Source organism: Cloacibacillus porcorum (genome assembly GCF_001701045.1).
In the GTDB taxonomy this organism is placed as follows: domain Bacteria; phylum Synergistota; class Synergistia; order Synergistales; family Synergistaceae; genus Cloacibacillus; species Cloacibacillus porcorum.
The window spans coordinates 2,414,221-2,436,117 of the sequence record NZ_CP016757.1; the positions used below are offsets into that span (position 1 = coordinate 2,414,221).

The window sequence follows — 21,897 nt, forward strand, 5'->3', positions numbered from 1 at the left end:
CTTTATTCCCTGTTTTTCCTTGGTATCCTGACGGTGAAACGGCTGCCTTCGCCGTGTACGCTCGTGACGGTTATCGTCCCGTCATGCGCTTCGACAATCGCCTTCACGATGGCGAGGCCGATGCCGATCCCGCCGCTCGTCCTTGCCCGAGAGACATCCGTCCGGTAGAAGCGTTCAAATATATATGGAAGATCCTCCTTGGCGATACCGATACCGCTGTCGGCCACATCAATCCTCATCTCATCCGCGTCGCTGTGCATCGACACCGAGACCGTGCCTCCGGGGTCAGTATAGCGCAGCGCGTTCGAGAGAAGGTTCTCAATCACCTGACGGATCTTCGCGCCGTCCATGACCATCATCACGTTCGGTTCGATATCACGCTTAAGTTCAACTCCCTTGTTCTTATAGAGCGGATCAAATACCAGAGCCGCCCTTTCGATCACCGATGTAGCGTCTATATTTTCAAGAGCCAGAGAATGTCCAGCGCTCTCAATGTAGGTCAGCTTCTCCACCTCGCATATAAGCTGCGAAAGACGGTCCACTTCGCTCACCGTGAGCCGGATACGCTCCGGCGTCGGCTCCCACACCCCATCCTCGATCGCCTCAAGGTGCGACTTAATTATAGTCACAGGATTACGCAGTTCATGAGCGATATCGCTTAACAGCCGCTTACGCAGCTCCTCCTGAGCCTCGAGGCTGTCGCCGAGACGGTCGACGCTGTCGATCAGCGCCTGCAGCTCAGTGATATCCGACTCCATCCTGTCCTCCATGCGGTACTTGCCGTGGCTTATCTGCTGCGCGCGCTTTGCCGCGTTCAGGACTGGACGGCTGATGCGGTAGGCCATAAATACCGCGATCATCGCGGCGATGACGAGCATAAGGGCGACCGCGTAATACATGATACGGTTAAACTTGCGCAGGAACCCGCCCTCGGGGCTGTTATTGAAGGGCAGACAGGTGAAGCGCACCTCGCCCACCCGCACGCCGTCGATAACGATCTCCCGGCTGCTGACGACCAAATCTCCGTTGAATACCATCGGCTGCGGGTTTTTATTGTGATGTCCCTCGCGCTTCATCATGCGGCTGTATGAGCGCACCTCGATACCGTCCGCGTCAAAAAGCTGCACCATCACCATCGGCCAGCGCAGAAAGTCGGAGCCGCGCGGGAATAGGCGGCATCCGCGCCACGAACCATTTTCAATGTACATTTTGGCAAAAAACTCCGCGATCTCCACTTCGTTCTCACGCAGGCGGTCGGTCGCAAAACCGCGGAACTGCCGGTCGAGCAGCTCGGAGATGGCCGTCGGAATGACGAGCATGCAGACGATGACGATCACCATATATTGAAAAATCAGCTTCGTCCGCAGAGAGCGCTTCACATTCATCAACGGCTACTCCGATATCTTGTATCCAAAGCCGTGAACGGTGCGTATGTAGCCGTTCTCATGCTCTGAGTCACAGAGTTTCTTGCGGATATTCTTGATATAGCTGTCAATAGAGCGCTCAAAGCCGTCGTATTCATAGCCGAGCGCATAGGTGATAAGGTCGTCGCGGCTCCACGTCTTTTCGGGACGCGCAGCCATCTTTGAAAGAATCATAAATTCGTTGCGTGTGAGGGATATCTCTTCGCCGTTCTTCTTGACGGTAAAATTCTGCGGGTCGATCACAAGAGAATCGCCCACCGCAATGACATCCGAGCCGGCGACGCCCTCGGCCGCGCCATTCTTGCGCAGGTTCGCCCGAATGCGCGCCATCAATATCTTTGGTGAAAATGGTTTTACAATATAATCGTCCGCCCCCGCGTCGAGCCCGGCGACGATATCATCCTCGCCGCTCTTCGCCGTCACCATGAGGATCGGGGCGTTGGAGCTGCGGCGTATCTCACGGCATACATCGGTGCCGGCCATACCGGGGAGCATCAGATCCAGCAGAACGAGGTCAAAAGAGTCGGCGCGGAACTTGGCGAGCCCGTCCAGGCCGTCCTGAGCGATCTCCGCTTCGTAGCCCTCGCGTTCTATATAGGCCTTTTCAACCTCCGCTATCGCCAATTCATCCTCAATGATAAGTATCTTCATGACCGACCGTCGCTCCCCTGCATATGTATTTCGTTAATTATATTCCAGAAATGTCTCCTCTGTCTCTTTTACGATTTGGGCGGATCAAAAATCCGCCCAAATCCTCCTGTTGGTCTCTATAATAAACGCAGGGGCTCCTTTAGGAGCCTCATGCGATATTTTATAATTTAGTTGATGACGCAGTCGTGCTGCGGGCAGGTGCCCTGTCTGTGGCAGTCGGGGCAGTCTCTGTGCGAACCGCAGTAGTAGCGGTGTCCGTCGTGATATCCGTGTCCGTGTCTGGGGCTCAGCCGCTGCATAAATTTAGAGGGGTCCTTGAGCACCTCTTCAAAGCGCGCCTTCGCGTATTCGCGGCGCGTCTTTGCCGCCTCCTGATAGAGCTCGCGCGCCTTCGCCTTATTGGGGTAATCTTTGCTCATCTCCTCGCGAAGCTCACGCCACGCGCTGTTGTTTTCCCCGCGGAAGTTTTTGTCCCTGCCGCCGAAACTGCGCCAGCGGCAATTATCGTCCTTGCTGTGGTTGGCGAGACAGTCGTCGAAACGCGCCGCGGCGAATTTCTCTCTAAGATCAAGCTCTTTTTCAAAGAGCTTTCTGGCCTTCGCCTTGTCCGGCTTCTCCTTGCCGAGCTCGGCTCTGATCTCGCCGCGCAGATTCCTCATTGTCTCAAACTGCGCGCGCTCCTCCTGCGAAAGCTCCGGCCTTCCGTCGCGGTATCCCCTATGCCTTGGAGCCTCTCCGCACGGCTGGTAGGCCGCCGCCGTACCCGCAATCGCCATAACCATCAATAATGCACCAATGATCTTACCTTTCATTTATATCTTCCTCCCAGAAAATTTTACCTTGGCTGCCCCCGATTCAGGCCTGAGGCCGCCGCCCTGTTATTCGCTGGACATATAATAACAAGAGGCTATGAAGATTTTATGACCGAAATGTGGGAGTTTTGTGAGGATGAAAACAGCGGCCGTATCAACAACAAATACCGCAAGCCAGCAGTCTGGGGCGGACCGGCGGTAAGATTCACTCCGCGTAAAGCATTTCGCAATATTGCCAAAAATGACGAATCCAAGAAATCAGTACAAATTTACCCATGGTTTCCTTGACACCACAGGTTATGATTGTTATACTTTCTCTCGTTACGGCGGCATAGCCAAGTGGTAAGGCAGAGGACTGCAAATCCTTTATCCCCAGTTCGAGTCTGGGTGCCGCCTCCATATGTTGTATTGTCCCTTGCTATTGCAAGGGATTTTTTATTTTAGCCTCCTCTAAAATTCCCCTATTTGACCAATGTACAAGTTATACGGACAAAAGGAGAAGTTGCAAAAATGTCGCTTTTCAAGATACGCAAACACCCTGTATGCCTGGTAAGAAAATACACGACGTTATATTTTAGGCAGATAATCCCTAGCGACTTACGTACATATTTCGGCAGGGCTTCTATAAAAATATCGTAAGCGTCAAAACAACGTAAGCGTCAAATATACCGTACCTACGCCAATAATCAGATCTATTGTATTATCAGTCTGCAGAGTCGTTGAGTCCGGCACCGGAGACAGAGATGTCATCCGTGCTTAGCCCGCTGTCACACTCTGAAATGCTATAATCAGGAGGCAATATATTCTGCCGCCTCCTGTGTTATAGCCCTCTGTTACACTCCGAAATGCTATAATGTTCATAAAAGTATCTCCACCGTCAGGGTTGTTATAGCCCTCTGTCACACTCCGAAATGCTATAATGGCGCCAAGGAAGATAATCGACAGTTTTACGTTATAGCCCTCTGTCACACTCCGAAATGCTATAATACGCAGCGCCCGGATCCTTGCCAGTACTTGTTTGGTAAGGATCCGGACGTTTATTTTTTTTGTTAAAAGAGTAATGTTTGGCGGGAATCTACGAATTTTTCTTTTTTCGTTTTTACTCCGAGCAGCGGTTTCATCGCGGCATATTGCCTGTCTGTTATCTGCAAAAATCTCACGGAGTCCTTTTCGGGCAATTCTTTTTTCAGTCGTTCTAAATGTTTGTCCGCAGAGTCTTGCCCGTTTACGATCCTGCAATAGACGGAAAGCTGAAGCATGTCATAACCGTCGGAGATGAGGAACTTTCGTAAGCGTCAAAACAACCGTACCTACGCCAATAAGCAGATCCATTGTATTATTAGTCTGCAGAGTCGTTGAGTCCAGCATAGGAAGCAAGGTCACAGGATTCGTCGTTGTCACCAGCCATTGCTCTTCAGGCATCAGTTTTGCATAGTCACGTTCAAGAGCGAAGAGTCTCTGTCGCAGTATTCAAATCCTTTCTGTGAGGCGCAGCTCTTCCTATACAGCCAGAAACAGTCGCCGTCCCACTCGATGATCTTCACCCTGTTACGGCTCTTATTACAGAAGATAAACATAGACTCTCCACTGAAATCACAGGCAAGGCTGAGATTTACGATGGCGGCCAGACCATCGACACTCTTACGCATATCCGCAGCTCCGCAGACAATATATATCTTTGTTATTGCTCTTTGTCATAAAACTGCTCCCTTCTGTGATGCTTGATGAGGGAAGTTAACGTGCTTTTTGACTTAATTTATAGGTACGGCTGTTTTGATGCTTACGATAGAGTTTGTGTGTGATGATAGTTGAATAATGATGTAAAACTAGCCAGCGCATATAATGGCGGCTAGTTTTACATTTATATCTATTGCAGAGCGTAGCCAGTTGTCGCTCCTTTAAAAGCTGTCGTGCAAACAGGCGCGGCAGACTGACTTCTCACTCACAGAAAGCAGCCGGGAATAGACCTGTATATGAGTCGGATATACCGTCTGCTGCGCCGGCGGTCCTGATTCCGCAACCCTTTTATCTCCTATGCAAGCGGGTCTTTGAACAGTTCTCCCGTCTCAAAGCGGTGATAGCTGAATTTTGACGGATCCATGAAGGGTGTTTCTCCGTTAATGAGCGACGTCATAATCTGTCCGGCTACGGGTGAAAGCATGAAGCCGCGCCCCGAGAATCCGGTCAAGTGGAAGAAACCCTTTACTTCGTCTGTCTCTCCGATAATCGGAGCACAGTCCGGAGTCATGTCATAATATCCGGACCACAGACGTACCACACGGATGTCTTTGGTTCTTGGAAGAAGCTTCAGGACCATTTGAGCTGTATCCGCGATAACATTGACGTTTAGCTCATATCCTAGCTTTTTCTCTTTTGAAGAGTCTCTTCCGGCGATAATGGAGCCGTTCGGCCGCTGCTGCACATAGTAGTTTCCGCTCATGCTCATGAGCATTGTGGGACAGACTCCCGGCTCAACAGGCTCGGTTACAAGGACCTGATGCCGCTCGGCCCAATTCGGAATTTTGATTCCGGCCATTGCTGATATCTCCTGTGCCCATGAACCGGCGCAGTTGATAACCGTACGGGTATTTATAGTTCCGCGGTTCGTCACAACTCCATTGACCCGGCCGCCATCGACATTGATGCCCGTCACTTCTGTGTGTTTGAAAAATCTCGCGCCGTTGCGCCTTGCGGCCTCTTGAAATGCGTTAGTCGTCAGGAAGGGATCGGCATGTCCGTCCCTGGCATGGAAAGTAAATCCTATCGCATCGTCTACCGCGGCGCCGGGACATATTTCCTGTAATCTTTTTTTATCAGAGAAGAGCTCCGTCATTACACCAGCTTTGTGCTGAAGCTCGACATTTTTGTGGAACTGTTCCCATTCTTTTTCATTATATGCGACAAACACGTAGCCTGACTGGTTGAGTCCGGTAGGGAGGCCTAGTTCATCATCAAGATGCTCGAAGATTTCAATCGCGCTAAGCGCCATACGGCAGTTAAGCTCGTTGCCCCACTGGGCGCGCATTCCAGCTCCACAGCGCCCGGTAGAACCTGATCCGACTGTATTCTTTTCAAGAACGACGACATCTTTTACACCGGATTTAGAAAGATAGTAGGCCGTCGAGGCCCCTACCGCGCCTCCTCCTATAATGACTACCTCAGCTGTTTTTGGAAAATCCATCGTCATTACCTCTTTTCGCCTTCTTCCACATAGTCCTTCGCCAGAAGCCCTATCTTTATCGGCTTCACAGGCGGCCGGATCGTCCCCGGATCGACCTCGGCCACGGATTTGCCTGTAGCCCGGGCTATCTCGCGCATGATAATGTCGCGGCATCCGCGTCCCTGACACGGCCCCATTCCGACACGAAGCTCTCTCTTGAGCTCATCAAAGGTGTCATAACCTCTGGCTATCCATTCCCTGATTTCTTCTATTTCTACCTCTTCGCAGCGGCAGACTACGTTAACTTTATTTACCATATCACCGCACCACCTTAATCGATCTGATGTCATCAACAAGATTCTTCGGTATCACGATGCTTACGACATGCGTGCAGTCCTTTAGAGGCTCTGATACTGAAATAACCTCTCCGTCAGCGACAACATCTCCAGTCCGGCTGAGACATTTTACAACTTCTCCTTTGCCGGGAAGAGGAAGCAGCTCATATGGCAGTTTGAGAACGGCGCTCTCATCAGAATATGTAAGGTCGGCGACAAAGCAGGCCAGCCCGGGACAGCGCGCCACGCAGATGCCGCACCCGGTGCACTTTGCGTAATCAATCTCAGGAGTATCGTTAATGTCTGCGTGTGGAACTATTGCTCCGGAAGGACAGACCGTAGCGCATGGGTTACACGGAATTCTCTGCGGACATTCAACAATGACATAGCCGCCCCGTTTTTTCTTCCACTCCTCCGCAGGAGGTAATACAGCACCTTCACAGTGTTCCACCAACACACCGCTGTTATAAAGCTTTTCCTTGTCGTCTATGCAACCGCAAGCCATCGTTATGCCTCCCATCCGTCTACCATGACCTGGCTGATCCCGCTGAGGATCTTTGTCCCTACTTCGCCGGCACGGAGATGCTCAAGCCTCGCCCAGAATTCATGAAATTTACGGTCATCGACAGGATATCCCAGCGCCTTTGCCGCGCTTAGGCCGGCTATCCTTCCTTCAACCATCGCCGCCGAGGCCTCCTCGATTCCGGCGGCGTCTCCAGCCACCCACAAATCTGGGTTGCTTGTACGCATCGTCTTGTCCCTAAAAGGAACGTAGCCGCAGAGCTGAGGGACATAACGCATATCGGCGCCGGCCATCCAAAACATTTCTGTCGTAGGGGTAAGCCCTACGGCCATGCAGATAACGTCACAGTCGATTTTTACAGGCTCGTTTATCGGATGGAACTTATCGTCGATCTCCGATATTACGACCCCCGTTACCGTAGTGTCGCCAAGCGCTTCAATAATTGTATGCCTGAGAAGAATCGGGATTCCCAAACGGCGGATCTTTGCCGCGTGGACCCAATAGCCTCCGACTTTCGGCATTGCTTCGATGACAGCCGCAATTTCAACTCCGGCCTGCATAAGCTGATAGCTTACAATAAGCCCTATGTTCCCGGCTCCGACCATGACGACCTTCTTGCCCGGCACGACTCCGTATAAATTCATAAGTGTCTGGACTGCGCCGGCTCCGTAGACTCCTGGCAGGTCGTTGTTCGGGAAGAGGATCATCCTCTCCTGCGCTCCAGTAGCCATTATAGTTTTCTTCGCCTTTACCCTGTAATACGACTCCTCTCCCTCCATCGCGGTGTAAACCCCGTCCTCATGAAAGAAGCCCGTTACTGTTGTATTCGTACGAATTTCGACCTTATCTCCAAGACTCTTTATTTCGTCCATAAGTATATCGGCAATCTTAAAGCCTCTGGTTCCGGCATATTCATCTTTGCTTCCAAAGAATTTATGTGTCTGTTTGACAAGCTGCCCACCAGCATGAAGGTCACTTTCCATTACCAGAACCTTTGCGCCGGCTCCGGCCGCCTCTGCCGCGGCGCAGAGGCCAGCCGCTCCCCCGCCTATTACAAGCAAATCTGTCTCAACTAAGTTATTCATCACGTCTGCCCGCCTTACTGTACTTCAAGAGGCACAAAACCTCTGCCGTGCTGCGTCTCAATGTTCATTCCCTCTTTAAGAGGGGTCACGCAGGTTCTCACATTCGGGACTCCGTCCACAACCATAAAACAGGAGCTGCATTTACCAATTGCGCAGAAAAAACCGCGGGGGCGTTTCATCTCAGGCGTAATCCTGTAAACGTGCACCCCATTTGCGTGAAGTGCCATCGCAATGGGCTCACCCTCGTGTCCTTTGAGCTTTTTCCCATCAAAAGTGAATACTACTTCCCTGCCATGCCGGAACTCCAATATTGGATGTTTCTGAATAAGTTCCATGCGTTTTCCCCTCCTTAAAGCTTTTCTGAGTTATTGTTCATAACAAAAAATACACAAAAGCACAGCTAAAACCTACACATTGTATTCCAATAAAATTAAGGAGTGGTTATGTTCGTTGGAATACACAGTATACGATGTATATTAGTGGTAATTGAGACTTTTTGTCAAGCTGTCTTGATTTAATATATCTAAGATGATTTTCCGTTTACCATACATAAGTTACTGCATCTGAAAATTTCAGGTATGCAAGATGGCGCAGAGAGATGTTTATCTAATGCATGGAGGCGCAAATAGTGATTTTCAAGGCCGATTCGCAATACGCACCCTGCAAAAATCTTCCGGTTGTTCGTAAGTTTCCCCAGCGACATGTTTAACGATCCTATTGGTGTTGGCAGTGTAGATGGCGCCGCGGGCTTCTCGCCTTATAGGGATTCTCATTGCCGTCAAGATGATAATCCCTCTTGTGGTTCATAATACGCTCAATAGCCTTTTTGACCGGCTGCTTGACGGTACCTTCCAAACTGAGCAGGCCGGCTGACCCATGATGATTCTTACAGAAACTGACCTGGCAGCTATTCGTCAACTTCACCTCCCTGACTTATCTGTATTTATTTTTTCATCTTTCTTAATATCTAAAATATCCATGCCCGCTGGCACTATAATGTAAGCTGGCTGCTATTCCTTATTCGGTGTTTTCTATATAGGCCTTACACACTTTATTTATTCTCTCGAATATTATTTTTTCTCCATACTAGCCTGGGCTTGACTCTGTAGAACATTTCTTGCTTGCGTCCACTGAAGAAAACCGTTACATGCAGAAAGTGACGCACTATACGCTTCTTTAGCTCTGTTCTGCATTTTTATCTAAAAATATTATGAATAAAACAGTAATATATGGACTTATAAGTATTATATCCGCATATTTATATTTATCCTTCAATATTTATTAATTCAGTGTAATACATTCTATTTTTTACACACTATTGTAAAAACAATCTAAGATATAGTAATTTACTTTAATATCTTAATTATTTTATCTATCTAATAACATATTATGAACAACACAAGGATTGACAAAAACCGCATCTGATTATATATATATATTCAGATTTTAAATGAATAGTTAGTTTATCTAAATCATATGTATACAGAGTATGCATTGAGTGCGTTGTCAGCTAAATTTAAAAATAGCTACTATCTCATTGCATATTAAGTATATTGTTGCACATTATTATCTCTAGTTTTACGAAAAATTAAGAAGTATTTTTATATAGCACAGTTTTGATCGTGCTATATGGGGATATATGCGTCAAAAAAAACGGGAGGCGATATGCTAATGGAAACATCGATAGGGCATCAGGTGGAAGCATTGTTGGAGTATGTGGCATGGACAATACTATGGAATAAGTATTTTGCTATAATGTTCCTAGTGTTGGGGCTTTATCTAACTATAGGCCTTCGTTTCTTTCAGTTCCGCCGTTTTGGGGATATCATGCGCAACACGATCTGTACTCTATTCAGTAAGAAGAATAAATCAAACAAAGAGGGTGACGGTAAGGTTTCGTCCTTTGGCGCTTTTGCTACAGCTGTCGGAAGTTCAGTAGGCAACGGCAACATCGCCGGAGTTGCCAGCGCAATCGCAATAGGCGGCCCAGGCGCCATATTCTGGATGTGGATGTGCGCACTTGTCGGCATGGCGACAAAGATGAGTGAAATTGTCCTTACTCAAACCTATAGACAGAAAGATAACACAGGGGTTCCACGCGGAAGCGCAGCATACTACATCCAGAAGGGCCTTGTTGAAGAGAGAGGCTGGAAATGGTGCAAGGGCCTTTCTGTAATTTTTACGATAGCGATGCTGTGCGCTTTCTACTTCACCCCCGGACCTTATGTCGTCGCCGAATCTGTTCAGGCCGGATTCAACCTTTCCGCTACAGGGTCAATTATCTTCTCCGTCGTATATGTAATACTCCAGTTCATCATCATTCTTGGCGGTATAAAGCGTATCGTCAAGTTTGCCGAGCGTATAGTGCCATTTATGGTTGTCGCATATTTCGGCTTGGCGTTTTTCCTTTTCTTAAGTGATATCTCAGCTACCATTGAGGCATTTAAGTCCATATTTTACTGCGCATTCAATCCAACAGCGGCGGTCGGCGGTTTTGCCGGCGTCAGCGTCATTATGACGCTTCAGGTAGGTGTCGCAAGGAGCGTTTACAGTAACGAAGCCGGCTGGGGAAGTTCCCCCATTATTCACGCTGCCGCTGAGGTTGACCATCCCGCGCGTCAGGGGCTTTGGGGCGCCTTCGAGGTGTTTGTCGATACGATAATTGTCTGCACAATCAGCGGTCTAATAGTTGTCATCACCGGCGTGTGGCAGACTGGCGAAGGCGGAGCCGGTTCCGTTGGAAAGGCGCTCACCCAGGTGTTCGGCCCCGTAGGTGGAATTGCTTTGGCCATCTTTATATTCATTTTCTCGCTCACAACGTCAACAGGCTGGTATGCCTATCTTGAAGGCCTCGTAGGTTTCCTGGTTCGAAACAAGCCCGCTGAAACGCGCACGAAGATCGTTAAATTCATTACATGTACCGGGCCGCTCTTTGGGCTCTGCGCCACAATGTTCTTCTTTGCGCACGGCACGGTCCCTGCAGTTGCCTGGATGGTTCTTGATATTCAGTCCGCTATACCGGTCTATGTCAATGTCGTAGCTTTGACGCTGTTATCACCGGTAATCTTTAAAAAGGTCAAAGAGTTTGAAACAGATTTCCTTGATCCCGAAAAAGCGGCCCGCAAAGCTGTAGCTCTTAACGCAGAGGACTAAAATACAACAACACGGCGTTGGTATAAATATCAACGCCGTAATGACTTCGATATCATAGGGGTAGTTTAACGCAAACCTATGGCAATATCAGAAAGCGCTGCGAGTCATTGCTGAATAATTGGAGTTCGTGTATCTCCCCGCTCTTGGTGCCGTATGCAGCCAACATTAATGATTATGTTGTACTTAATATAAAAAAGCCTGTCTTAGACGGGCTTTTTTGTTATATTACGGCAGGCCGCCATGATATTATTATCTTTTTCTATATCAGAAGGAATGCGAGATAGCAGGCAATTATCAGTATGGGGCACAGCCAGCGCAGGCGCACCTTTCTGTTCCAGATCAGGCGCAGAAAAATCAGGTTCGCCAGCGCGCCGAAGATGAGCAGGTTGAGCGTTTTGGGGTCGGAGTAATCGTATACGCCCTTGCCGATGTATGTGATGTCGGCGAAGGCCAGGATGACAAAGTTGAACAGGTTGCTGCCGATGATGTTGCCAACCGCGATATTATAGCTCCCGAGGCGGAAGAGCATCATCGTCGAGGCGGCCTCCGGCAGGGAGGTGGCGACTCCGAGGAAGAGAGCGCCGGCAAGCCCCTCGCCAAGATGGTGGCGTGTCGCGATGCCGTCCGTGAGGTAGGTCAGTATTATACTTAGCAGGACAAGTCCCACCGCCGCGAGAGCAAAACGCCGCTTCACCTCTTTCAGGGATAGTTTCCCCAACGAGGCGGAGGGCTCGGGCTCCGCTCCGTTTTCTCCCGACATGTGGAATACGCCATAGATATAGTGGGCAACGATGACGACCGAGGCGATATTGATACTGAAGTATTCAATGTTCAAAATGCCGGCCATATTCAGGAAGAGGACCGCATATACGGCGGCAACGGTTATCGTCACCGTTATATGGCTCTTAGATATTTTAAATGAACTGAAACTACGGTAATAGATAATTATGAATACCGCGAGCATCGCACAGTTGAAGATATTGCTGCCCAGGATGTTGCCGATCGCCAACCCCGGTTTGTCGAGAAGCATTGTAGAGGTAAGGCTTGTAAAGAGCTCCGGCAGCGAGGTGACGGCGGAGAGCACGACGCCTCCGATAAAGGCTCCGGAAAGAGTCGTATGCTTTTCCATTATATCGACATACTCCGAGGCCCTGATCGAGCACCAGACCACGGATGCCGCTATTATCAAATATACCGCATAGATCATCATTATATCCCGCCTTTTCCCAATAACAGTTGACAATTATACTTTATTGTTTCGTAATATGCCATATCTCCCGGCGGTATGCGGCAATAATCGAAAATCATCACAATTGACATGGATAAAATAGACTATGAGGCTCTTGAACTGCTCGCAGCTCTACAATTATAATTTTACAGTACAGTCTTACATTTCCTTCTCCAGAGATTAATTCTGCCATGAAAAGGAGGGACGGATATGAATCTATTTAAGGAGAGTAACTCCAGAAAGATATTTATCAGACGCCACAGCGCAGAAGGCGCTTCGCAGATCGCGGAATGTGAGCTTTGCCGGCTCGGGCCGGAGGATATCGAAGAGATGGCCGCTCTTCACAACGGAGTGGCTAAGGGACTTTCGCGCGACATATTTGCCGCGAGCACTTACGAGGAGCTGGAACGATTTCTCAGCGATGAAGGGCTGTCCATCGGGATACGCCACAAAGGAAAGCTCGTCACGGCGCGCACGATAAAGATGGGGCGCGCGTGGACGGACGAGGCGCTGGAGGCATACGAAATAAAACTTGACGAGGACGAGAGGCCGGCCGTCACCGGTTTCTGTGTCGTAGACTGGGAGTTCCGCGGCAACAACGTACAGTATCTGACACAGTACCTTGTCGAGGATATCGTCGCGGAGACACACACCTCGCTGATAACGACCGTTTCGCCGAAGAACATCTTCAGCCTCGACAACATCCTCACCTGCAATTTTCGGATCGTCGGCATAAAAGAGGTCTACGGCGGTTACCTGCGTTTTATTCTGAAAAAAGATTTCCGCCCCTCGCTGCTGCCGATCTGGACACACGGACATCTGCAGATCCCCATCAGAGACAAGTCCGCGCAGATGAAGGCCATCGCCGAGGGATATGCGGGATACAAGCTGGTCCGCAAGCACAAGAGCGGCTTCCACATCCTCTACGCAAAAACAGCGGCGGCTTAAAACCGCCTATCGCGCGCCGCCGTTCTTCATTTTGCCATATAATGAAATCAGTTCGGTTATGGGAAAGATAAGCGTCAGAAGCCTTCTGCCCGAAAACGCCGTCAGCGCTCCGGCCGCAGCCGCAGCCGCGGCGCTCTCCAGCGGACGGCTCTTGATTATCTTTGCTGGACTCATCTCATCCATCGCCGCGGCAAAATTTTTCTTCGCCTCGGCGATATTTGCCGGTTTAACTCTCGTCATCATTTTGCGCTTCACCGCCCTTCGCTGACGGGCGCGACTTTAAGATAAGAGCAGCTCCAACCGCTCCCAAAAGCAGCGCCGCGATGAGCGCCGCCGCGGGGCGCCCAAGCCGCGAGGCAAGCGTAAGGTAGAGGGCATAGACGGCGGTGAGCACGCCCGCTGAGAGCAATACCCCGCCAAAAAAGAACATGGCGGCCCCCCGCAGAACGCCCTGCGCCTGTTCGCGAAGTTCGCGGCCCTCCGCCTCCACAAGCTCAAAAAAGCTGATTACAAGTTCTGTCAGCCGGTTCATTCAAGCGTGCCTTTGCTGAGTGGCAGCTTCACAGCGCCGCTTCTTGCCTCCGTCATCAGGAACGGTGCGAGCGGCCGCCGTTACAGACTCTATTTTCCAGCAGTTTCGCGAGTATAAGCCCTGTACCAAAGGCCGCCGCTACGGAAACAAATGGATGTTCGCATATTTTAGCGCCCACCGCGCGCAGAACTTCGTCCTGCTCTTCCTTATATTTTTCAACAAGCGGCGAGACGTCTTTGTAAAGACGCTCAGCGCCGTTTTTTATGTTTCCGATAAGCACCGCTCTGCCTCCGTGCAGCTCTTCACCGGTCTCCTGGACCTGTGCCTCAAGTTTTGCCTCAAGCTCCAGTATCTTTGCCTCCAGTGCCTCAATCTTCGCCTGACTTGTCTCCATAAGCTGATCGCTCATTTACATGACCTCCTTCAAACGGACCTCATTTTGCATCACCGTTTTGATGTGACTCTATTCTAACATCAGCCCACGCGTATGGTTATAAGGAATTGCCTGAAAAAAAACGGCAAAATCAACGGTTAACGTGTCTCGTTATGCGGCTTTCCCTTGATGCGCTCCTTATCAAGATACATATTATCATCGGCGGTTTTGAATATTTTTCCTATCGTATTTAATTCCGCGGCATCACGGAAAGCCGCCCCGAAAGCGGCGCTGATCTTCGGTTCGCCCGGCCTGCCCATCCCTTTGAATTTTTCCAGCAGCATATGCCAGCGGTCGCGCACCTCAGCCTCATTTATATTGATAAAGAGAACGGCAAACTCGTCGCCGCCTATTCGGAATACGGCATCGCCGCCAAAGGCGCCGCAGAGCATGGCGGAGAATTTTTTTATATAGGTATCTCCCGCCTGATGTCCGTAAATGTCGTTTACCATCTTCAGGTTGTTCAGGTCAAAGACGCCGATACCGAAATGCTCATACTTCGCCATATTCAAACTATGCTTTATCGTCTCGCGTTCATAGCTGGTACGGTTCTTGACGCCCGTCAGGAGGTCCTTTTCCGCAAGGTCCATCACTTCGCGGTTATACCTTCTTATAATGACCGTGGTCACCGTAACGACAAGGATGACTACCAGCAATGTAAAAATAAACTCCAGTCCCAGCTGGGAGAACATCTTTATTTTGAAGTCACGCGTATTCTTTTCCACCACGAGGTACCAGTTGAGATTGGGAACATATTTCGTGATCACATATCCGTCCGCCTCTCTGCTGTGGTACCATTTATACTCCGGCGCCTCGGTATTTCTCACAATGGCCGCAGCCATAGCTCTAAAACTCTCGTCTTTGAAGAGATTGACCCCGGCGAACTCCGTTAGTTCCGAAGAGAGCTGAATATTTCCCTGTTCGTCGATTAAAAATGCGTTGATGCCATATTTTTTTTCATTTTCTACCAGAAACTGCTGGACGTAGGGGGTCTCCATACCGACGCCCACGACCGCCAGCAGTTTGCCCTCACTGTCTGTAAGCTTACAATTAACAAAGACTGTAATTATATTATCCTTTGCCTCGTCATTATCTACATTGAGGGAACACTCCTGCTGCTCCTTCAGAAACTTGAAATACCATTCGTTTTCAGGTTCACCGGGGCGCATATAGCGGTCGATGCCGTTTTTGTAATGGTAATATGCTCCGGTCTTTACCGAGACCAGGAATACCGAGTCAAAGCAGTATTTTTTTTGATATGACTCAAGATAATTTCTCAGAAGCTCAAGGTCGCCGGGCGTCAGCTTACGCTCCTCCTCTTTCAGCATGAAGCTGCGCAGAAAGGTGTCGTTTGCCATCGCCAGCGAAACATTTATCGGCCTGTCCATCAGATTGTTGATATTGACGAAGATATTCTCGGAGGTAAGCTCAGATACGGCCTCAACATCTTTTTTGAATAACGTTTGAAAGGAAAAATATGAGAAAAAAGCCGACATGGTAAAGCCGCCAATTATTACAAAGGCGATGACTAAACAGACGGGAATGATATTTCGCCGCATATCCCAAACCTCCTGCAAATTTTTCTGTCTCTAAGAGCCGAGGACGCTACGTAACATTGCCTATTAACATTCGCCGCTCATTCGTACAAATATATATCTATTTTAGCCGGATAGCAAACGGCAGAATTAAATTGGAGGAAAAAACATATTTCATAGAGGGGCAAGCGCACAAATATTTCTTTCCGTGCGCTGTGCCGGGCGGCAGGTACCGTCTCCGCAGAGCAGAGTAAAATGATGCGAAGAAAGAGCTTTCAGGATAGAATAATAATATTGTTATTCTGTCGAATATAGGGAGGTTTTTATCTTGAGGGAAAATTTTAAAGAGATACCGCTGCTTCAGCAGAGAGAGATTGAAGCAAAGGTAATGGGGCCGTTGATCCGCGCCTTCTGCCGCGAATTTGGCGAGGAGCGCACCTACGAGATCGTCAGGCGCACGCTCAAAGAGGTCTCGCGCGAAGCGGGGAGAGAGCTCAGCGAACGCTGCGGCGGAGGACTTGATTCTCTGAGAAAAAACTGCATCTCACGCTGGGGCGAGGGCGGCGCTCAGAAATCAACCCCTAAAGAGGACAGCGAGGACTGCTGCAGCTTTGACGTCACCTACTGCGCCTTCGCCGAAATTTACCGGGAGCTCGGTTACGGAGATATTGGGACCATCATCTCCTGCGAGCGCGACGAGGCCTTTCTCAACGGCTTCGACGAGAATCTTGAGCTCGTCCGCAGCAAGACGCTGATGGAGGGCGGAGACTGCTGCGACTTCTGCTACCGCAAGAAAAAATAACCGCCTAAATAAAGGCCCCGCCCCGCCGGTAATTATTTCTACCAGCGGGGCGGGGCCTTGTCTCTTGTCTATTGTAGATTTTTCAACAGATATCCGTCAGATATCTTCCGCCGCTCTATGCGCGGAGGCGATGCGGATACTGCGTACCTCCCGCGGCGCGTTACTTGCCGACGGAGATGAAGAGCGTTTGTCCGTCCCGCGAAACCAGGAAGCCAAGCGCGCCCTTCTTGGCGCTCATCATACGCTCCCAGTCGGCGATGGAGTTGATCTTCTGGCGGTTGATCTCCAGGATCACGTCTCCGGGGCGCAGGCCGAGGCGCTGTCCCTGCGAACCCTGGGCGATTTTCGTCACTACCACGCCGTCAGTCTCCGAAAGTTCATACTGCTTACTGAACTCAGGGCTGTTGAGAACCACCGTGATGCCCATCCGCGTGGATTCTTTAGGAGCGCTCTGCTGGCCGCCGCGGGAGCTGCTGCTCTGGCGTCTGGCTCCGGGGACGCTGTCCATATCGCCGAGAGTGACCTCGACAGTCATCTTCTTGCCGTCGCGATAGATCTCGAAGGGAACCTTCTCTCCCGCCAGCCTGTTGCGTACCGCGAAGACCACATCTTCACTGTTCTTAACCTTGCTGTCGCCTACCGATATGATCACATCTCCGCGCTTAAGCCCGAACTTCTCCGCCGGGGAGCCCTTCTGGACGTCGGCCACGATAGAGCCTTCCTTAGTGGGAATCTTATATGCCTCCACAAGCGAAGCGGTGAGCGGCTGCACCGTAACGCCCAGCCATCCGCGGCGTACCTCTCCGTGCTTGATGAGGTCGTCCATTATCTGCTTCGCCATGTTGACGGGGATCGCGAAGCCGATACCCTGGGCGTAGGGAACGATGGCCGTGTTGATACCTATGACGTTGCCGTTCAGGTCGATGAGCGGACCGCCGCTGTTTCCGGGGTTGATCGCCGCGTCGGTCTGGAGGAAGCCCTGGAAGTTTATTCCGGGGGCCTGCAGAGTTCTGTTTTTCGCGGAGATGATACCCGCGGTCACGGTATTCTCAAAACCGTGCGGGTTTCCGATCGCGACCACCTGCTCGCCGACTTCGGTGGCGCTGGAATCGCCAAGCTGCAGAACGGGAAGGTCCTTAGCCTTTATCTGAATGACGGCAAGGTCGAATGTCGGGTCCTGACCCACCTTCTTCGCGTCAAAGGTCCTTCCGTCGAGCATTGTCACCTTTATCTTATCGGCATCCTCTACGACGTGGTTGTTCGTAAGGATATAGCCCTCTTTGCTGACGATGAACCCCGAGCCTTTACCGCGGCGCGGTACCTTTCTGGGCTGGCTCTGGCGCTGCTGGGGACCGAAGAACTCCTCGCCGAAGAACTCCTCGAAGAACGGGTTGCCCTGGAACGGGTTGACCATCGGCTGCTCCGTCACCATCGTCTCAACGTCGATATTGACGACCGCGGGCGAACTTCTTTTGACGATCGCCACATAGGGATTTCTCTGATCATACTCGGTCGGGGTAGAGGCTACCGCCGCCCCGCCGGGATTCGTCGCCGTGCTTATACCCGCCTCTGTTACTGTATATCTTGTTGCTATATAGGACCCCGCGGCCCCGCCAGCAAATAAAATCAGGGCGGCAAGCGCAGCAGCTCCGAACTTTTTCAAACTGCTGTTCAAATTGAATTTCTCCATGTAAACACCTCCAAAATTTTTGCTTTCTATTTACTGCATGGCTCATAATAATACCAGATGGTCAACGAAAGTCAACGTGGTTTTTTGTGGAATATTTGTGGAGATGGCAATGCCATATATGTTATAATCAATCAATAGCACATAGAGCCGGGGAGGATTTATAAAAGTTTGAAGAATAAGATAAAGCCGCGATTTTTCCTGACACGTACCTTCGTTCTTCTTATAATAATGCTCCTTCTATCCAGCTGTCTGGGCATTATGCTGCTGCTGCGCACACGAGATCTGTACAAGGAACAGGACGACGCCCAGACCGATTCCGCAGTATCCCTCGCCGCAAACATCGTCAGCGAAAGAATAAACACCCGCATCCAGATGCTCTCATCCATCACGCGAATACACAGCGGTGCGGCCACCCGAGAGCCACGCAGGGTGCTGGCTGAGCTCAAAGAACGCCTCATGTACTACGCAAAGACAAAGAATGATATGAATTACAGGCATCTCTTCGTTGCCGACGCAGACGGAGAGGTGACGAACTCTGAGGACTGTTCCTACAACATCGGCGACTATGATTTTTTCCGGCAGGCGCTGCGCGGCTCCGCCACAACATCTTCCGTGATATCAGACCCAGCCGGTAACCACAGACACTGCGGCGGATTCATTGCGATCTGCGTCCCGGTTCATATGGGCGCGGAGGTCATCGGCACACTCAGCGCCGTTATGGACCTTCGTTACGCCGCCCTATTCCTGAAGGATATAAATATTAGGTACAACGGAGCGGTCCTATTCCTTGTAGACGGGGAGAACACCGTGATCGCCAACTCCGGAGTCTTCAGAGATCTGAATATGTACGTCAGCGCCCCGACAAACGTATTCAAATTTATGGGCGGCATCCTTTCCGAACAGGAGCGCGGGGAACTTGCCATACAAATGGCCTCCGCCGCCGGAGACTCCTCCGTCTATGATTACGCCTCAAAGAGCACGGGGCGCTTCATATCCTACGTGACGCTGCCAAACACCAACAACTGGAAACTCATCGCCGTCTCGTCAAGCGACAGCATCAGGAACTCTCAGCAAAAACTGATGATGACGCTGGGCACCGCATTCGTAGTATTGGCGCTGCTGCTAATGACCATCATCCTCTTCGTCTATTTCTACGCCTGGCGCTCCTCACGCCTCCAGCATATCTCCAACGCGATGCTCAACGCCACTGGTCTGCATCTGCTGACGCTCCATCCCTCCGGACTGGCCGAAGATTTCGACGGGCGTTTTGCGGAACTGCTGGGCCTGCCGCCGCAGACACGGAGCTTCAGCTTTGACGAGGAGGTGAGCACGAAAGGACGGAAAATATTCCCGCACGTCCCCTTTAAGGGCGGCGAATCCCTGCGTTTATGCTGTACTGCGCCTGACGGAAGAAATATATATCTTCTCATTCAGATCGCCGAGGCAGCTCCCAGCGGCATCGGGCAGGCCGTCGCGCTCGACGTCACCGCCGACGAAAATTTACAGAGGCGCGAACGCGAGCTGGCCTACGTCAATCAGCTGACGCACCTCCCTAACGTGGAGAGCTTCTCCATCATGCTGAAAGATAAGATAGCCGCAGCAGGCGCGGACTACGGCGCGGCATGCTTTTTTATCGGTCTCGATGAAAAAGACCATATATCGGAAGTCTTTGGCAGAATCGTCTTGCAGAAGGTGTTGATCAAAACCGCATCTCTGGTCGCGGAGGCCGCGCGCGAATTCGGCGGCGAGGCATACAGCCTGGACTATGGGGATTTCGTGATCTATTGCGAAGAGGACGATTCCCGCCTCCTGCATTCCATAGTTGAAAAACTGAGGCACACGCTCCGCGCACCCTTCAAGATAGAGAACCATGTGATAGAGATCGCCTCTTCCATAGGCGTGATCACCTATCAGGAGTATATCAAGAACAATACCCCCACTGTCGACGAAGTTTTCAGGAACGGGATCGTCGCCATGAATTTGGCGAGGGAAAATGATGGGATATTTGTTCTCGACCGCGATACCTACGACTCCGTCCTCCACAACATTGAATTGGAACATGAGCTGCTTCACGCCATAAAGAACGGCGAACTTGCACTCCACTACCAGCCGATATATGACGCGACGACCGACCGCATAGGCGCGGTCGAGGCGCTGGCGCGCTGGAACAGCCCCCTCTTCGGAGCGGTACCTCCCGACGTCTTTATACCCATCGCCGAAAAAAACGGCTTTATCAACACGCTGGGAGACTGGGTACTCGACAGCTGCATCGAGTTTGCGCGGACATTGTCGAAGATGGATGTCTGCATAGAGTTCAATGTTTCCGCGATACAGCTGTTACAGATCGACTTCGCGGAGAAGTTTGCCTCGCGCGTGAAAAACTCAGGGCTCCCGCCGCACGCTTTGGGGCTTGAAATAACTGAATCGTCTATCGCCTTCGGCAGGGAGAGGTCTACGCGTGAAAAGCTGGAGGCCGTCAGAGGGGCGGGAATGTCCATATACATCGACGATTTCGGCACCGGCTATTCTTCATTCACATACTTGAAGGATATGGAGGCCGAATGGCTAAAAATAGACAAGAGCTTTATCCACGGCATAGACAGCTCGAAAGATAAGAGGGAGATATTCAAGGCGATCACCGCGGTGGCACAGACTATGGGGATGAAGACCATCGCCGAAGGCGTGGAGAGCCGCGAAGAGCTTGAGACGGTATTGGAGCTCGGCTGCCTGTATATCCAGGGCTATCTGATAGCAAAACCGATGAGCGACGAGGCCTTACTGCGATTCCTGGCTGATTTTAGCGGCCTCGAGTCCTTAAAAGACGCATAGCGGAAAAAACAAGCCATAGAATACCGAAAACTACGGCAAAGAGCCATATCAATTCGCCGCTGCCAGAGGCTCCGGCAGGCTGCTCCCTGAAGTTGTCAAATACAAATCTGTAAAGGCCGTAGAGCGTCATGAAAAGAGGGAAGGCCACGGCAATGCTCCGCTCTCCCCTTATTCTCCGCGCCATTCTTTCGACAGCCAGCAGCAGCAGCAATATTCCAAAAGAGGCGAGAGACTCGAAAAGCTGCGAGGGATACCGGTAAAAGCCCGCAGGGTCATAATGCAGGTGCACCGTCCACCATGGCGCGTCGCTGCAATACTTTCCTATCCCCTCACAGCAGCCCTCCATAAGGCAGCCGATACGCCCCACACCGAGCAGCGCGGCGGAGGGAACAGCGGCGGCCTCCGCAAAATCCTCGATGTTGATTTTGTACTTCCACAGCCGCCATATTCCCACAAGTCCGCCGGCAAGCATACCGCCGCCGGAAGAGAGGCCGCGAAGCGTCATCTTGAGCGTCAGTTCGCCGCTGAGATATAACGGCAGCTTCTCCGCGACGCTTGCCGCGAAGGAGCCGAGGATACCCGCGCAGTAGACCCAAAGCAGCACGGAGGTCACCGCGTCGTCGTCCATCCCCCAGATCCTCTCGGCACGGCGGCGTGTCCAAAATACGAAAATAAGCAAAGCGGAAGCCCACAGCAGATAATAGCTGCGGGCCTCCACAAACGAAATTTTAAAAATTATCGGGTACATATTACCCTT

Annotated in this window: 22 protein-coding genes, 1 tRNA gene and 1 pseudogene; 7 read left to right on the forward strand and 17 right to left on the reverse strand. The window is 50.8% G+C overall.

Annotated elements, in window-relative coordinates:
* Positions 1-2: 2 nt before the first annotated feature.
* The 3 genes from BED41_RS11010 to BED41_RS11020 all read right to left on the reverse strand — a co-directional run bounded on the left by BED41_RS11010 (position 3) and on the right by BED41_RS11020 (position 2,887).
* Positions 3-1,385: a sensor histidine kinase gene (locus tag BED41_RS11010; RefSeq protein ID WP_066746063.1), complete on the reverse strand. Its 1,383-nt coding sequence runs from the start codon at positions 1,383-1,385 to the stop codon at positions 3-5.
* Between the two features lie 6 nt (positions 1,386-1,391).
* Positions 1,392-2,075, reverse strand: coding sequence for a response regulator transcription factor (locus tag BED41_RS11015; RefSeq protein WP_066746066.1), 684 nt, complete (start codon positions 2,073-2,075; stop codon positions 1,392-1,394).
* A gap of 167 nt (positions 2,076-2,242) precedes the next feature.
* Positions 2,243-2,887: a Spy/CpxP family protein refolding chaperone gene (locus tag BED41_RS11020; RefSeq protein WP_066746069.1), complete on the reverse strand. Its 645-nt coding sequence runs from the start codon at positions 2,885-2,887 to the stop codon at positions 2,243-2,245.
* A 108-nt stretch (positions 2,888-2,995) separates the two neighbouring features.
* Here BED41_RS11020 and BED41_RS11025 point away from each other — a divergent pair, with 108 nt between their 5' ends.
* The 3 genes from BED41_RS11025 (at position 2,996) to BED41_RS16965 (ending at position 3,526) form a co-directional block, all read left to right on the forward strand.
* On the forward strand, positions 2,996-3,175 hold the full coding sequence (locus tag BED41_RS11025; RefSeq protein WP_066746085.1) for a hypothetical protein: 180 nt from the start codon (positions 2,996-2,998) through the stop codon (positions 3,173-3,175).
* Positions 3,176-3,212: 37 nt separating this feature from the next.
* A tRNA-Cys gene (locus tag BED41_RS11030) sits at positions 3,213-3,286 on the forward strand.
* 111 nt (positions 3,287-3,397) lie between these two features.
* A complete protein-coding gene (locus BED41_RS16965; RefSeq protein ID WP_353954525.1) occupies positions 3,398-3,526 on the forward strand; it encodes a DUF6538 domain-containing protein in 129 nt (42 codons plus the stop codon).
* Between the two features lie 410 nt (positions 3,527-3,936).
* Here BED41_RS16965 and cas2 read toward each other — a convergent pair.
* The 7 genes and pseudogenes from cas2 to BED41_RS11065 all read right to left on the reverse strand — a co-directional run.
* Positions 3,937-4,170: pseudogene (gene cas2, locus BED41_RS16970) on the reverse strand (CRISPR-associated endonuclease Cas2); the annotation flags it as partial.
* Positions 4,171-4,308: 138 nt separating this feature from the next.
* A complete protein-coding gene (gene tnpB, locus BED41_RS11040) occupies positions 4,309-4,572 on the reverse strand; it encodes an IS66 family insertion sequence element accessory protein TnpB (RefSeq protein WP_338080844.1) in 264 nt (87 codons plus the stop codon).
* Between the two features lie 347 nt (positions 4,573-4,919).
* Positions 4,920-6,068, reverse strand: coding sequence for an NAD(P)/FAD-dependent oxidoreductase (locus tag BED41_RS11045; RefSeq protein WP_066746091.1), 1,149 nt, complete (start codon positions 6,066-6,068; stop codon positions 4,920-4,922).
* Positions 6,069-6,073: 5 nt separating this feature from the next.
* Positions 6,074-6,364, reverse strand: a complete 291-nt coding sequence (locus BED41_RS11050) for a (2Fe-2S)-binding protein (protein WP_066746094.1) — start codon at positions 6,362-6,364, stop codon at positions 6,074-6,076.
* A gap of 1 nt (position 6,365) precedes the next feature.
* Positions 6,366-6,887: a 4Fe-4S dicluster domain-containing protein gene (locus BED41_RS11055; protein WP_206153368.1), complete on the reverse strand. Its 522-nt coding sequence runs from the start codon at positions 6,885-6,887 to the stop codon at positions 6,366-6,368.
* A 2-nt stretch (positions 6,888-6,889) separates the two neighbouring features.
* Positions 6,890-7,990 carry an NAD(P)/FAD-dependent oxidoreductase gene (locus tag BED41_RS11060; protein ID WP_066746103.1) on the reverse strand — a complete coding sequence of 367 codons (1,101 nt, stop codon included), beginning with the start codon at positions 7,988-7,990 and terminating at the stop codon, positions 6,890-6,892.
* A 14-nt stretch (positions 7,991-8,004) separates the two neighbouring features.
* Positions 8,005-8,325, reverse strand: a complete 321-nt coding sequence (locus BED41_RS11065; protein WP_066746106.1) for a (2Fe-2S)-binding protein — start codon at positions 8,323-8,325, stop codon at positions 8,005-8,007.
* Positions 8,326-9,661: 1,336 nt separating this feature from the next.
* Here BED41_RS11065 and BED41_RS11070 point away from each other — a divergent pair.
* Positions 9,662-11,143, forward strand: a complete 1,482-nt coding sequence (locus BED41_RS11070; RefSeq protein ID WP_066746108.1) for an alanine/glycine:cation symporter family protein — start codon at positions 9,662-9,664, stop codon at positions 11,141-11,143.
* A 259-nt stretch (positions 11,144-11,402) separates the two neighbouring features.
* On the opposite strand, the gene BED41_RS11075 is transcribed toward BED41_RS11070, so the two are convergent.
* Complete coding sequence (locus BED41_RS11075) at positions 11,403-12,353, reverse strand: sodium:calcium antiporter (RefSeq protein WP_084002412.1); 951 nt, start codon at positions 12,351-12,353, stop codon at positions 11,403-11,405.
* Between the two features lie 228 nt (positions 12,354-12,581).
* Between BED41_RS11075 and BED41_RS11080 the strand changes: the two genes are divergently transcribed.
* Positions 12,582-13,319, forward strand: a complete 738-nt coding sequence (locus BED41_RS11080) for a hypothetical protein (RefSeq protein ID WP_066746111.1) — start codon at positions 12,582-12,584, stop codon at positions 13,317-13,319.
* Between the two features lie 6 nt (positions 13,320-13,325).
* On the opposite strand, the gene BED41_RS11085 is transcribed toward BED41_RS11080, so the two are convergent.
* The 4 genes from BED41_RS11085 to BED41_RS11100 form a co-directional block, all read right to left on the reverse strand.
* On the reverse strand, positions 13,326-13,562 hold the full coding sequence (locus BED41_RS11085; protein WP_066746115.1) for a hypothetical protein: 237 nt from the start codon (positions 13,560-13,562) through the stop codon (positions 13,326-13,328).
* On the reverse strand, positions 13,546-13,851 hold the full coding sequence (locus tag BED41_RS11090) for a phage holin family protein (RefSeq protein WP_066746118.1): 306 nt from the start codon (positions 13,849-13,851) through the stop codon (positions 13,546-13,548). The genes BED41_RS11085 and BED41_RS11090 overlap by 17 nt, the downstream gene beginning before the upstream one ends.
* 55 nt (positions 13,852-13,906) lie before the next feature.
* Positions 13,907-14,260, reverse strand: a complete 354-nt coding sequence (locus tag BED41_RS11095; RefSeq protein ID WP_066746120.1) for a hypothetical protein — start codon at positions 14,258-14,260, stop codon at positions 13,907-13,909.
* Positions 14,261-14,382: 122 nt separating this feature from the next.
* Positions 14,383-15,843, reverse strand: a complete 1,461-nt coding sequence (locus BED41_RS11100) for a sensor domain-containing diguanylate cyclase (RefSeq protein WP_066746125.1) — start codon at positions 15,841-15,843, stop codon at positions 14,383-14,385.
* Positions 15,844-16,147: 304 nt separating this feature from the next.
* Between BED41_RS11100 and BED41_RS11105 the strand changes: the two genes are divergently transcribed.
* On the forward strand, positions 16,148-16,621 hold the full coding sequence (locus BED41_RS11105; RefSeq protein WP_084002413.1) for an L-2-amino-thiazoline-4-carboxylic acid hydrolase: 474 nt from the start codon (positions 16,148-16,150) through the stop codon (positions 16,619-16,621).
* Between the two features lie 160 nt (positions 16,622-16,781).
* Here the strand turns inward: BED41_RS11105 and BED41_RS11110 are convergent, their stop codons facing one another.
* Positions 16,782-18,311: a Do family serine endopeptidase gene (locus BED41_RS11110; protein WP_066746128.1), complete on the reverse strand. Its 1,530-nt coding sequence runs from the start codon at positions 18,309-18,311 to the stop codon at positions 16,782-16,784.
* A 168-nt stretch (positions 18,312-18,479) separates the two neighbouring features.
* Between BED41_RS11110 and BED41_RS11115 the strand changes: the two genes are divergently transcribed.
* Positions 18,480-21,140, forward strand: a complete 2,661-nt coding sequence (locus tag BED41_RS11115) for a bifunctional diguanylate cyclase/phosphodiesterase (protein ID WP_066746132.1) — start codon at positions 18,480-18,482, stop codon at positions 21,138-21,140.
* Here the strand turns inward: BED41_RS11115 and BED41_RS11120 are convergent.
* Positions 21,109-21,888: a prolipoprotein diacylglyceryl transferase gene (locus BED41_RS11120; RefSeq protein ID WP_066746135.1), complete on the reverse strand. Its 780-nt coding sequence runs from the start codon at positions 21,886-21,888 to the stop codon at positions 21,109-21,111. The genes BED41_RS11115 and BED41_RS11120 overlap by 32 nt on opposite strands.
* Positions 21,889-21,897 lie beyond the last annotated feature (9 nt).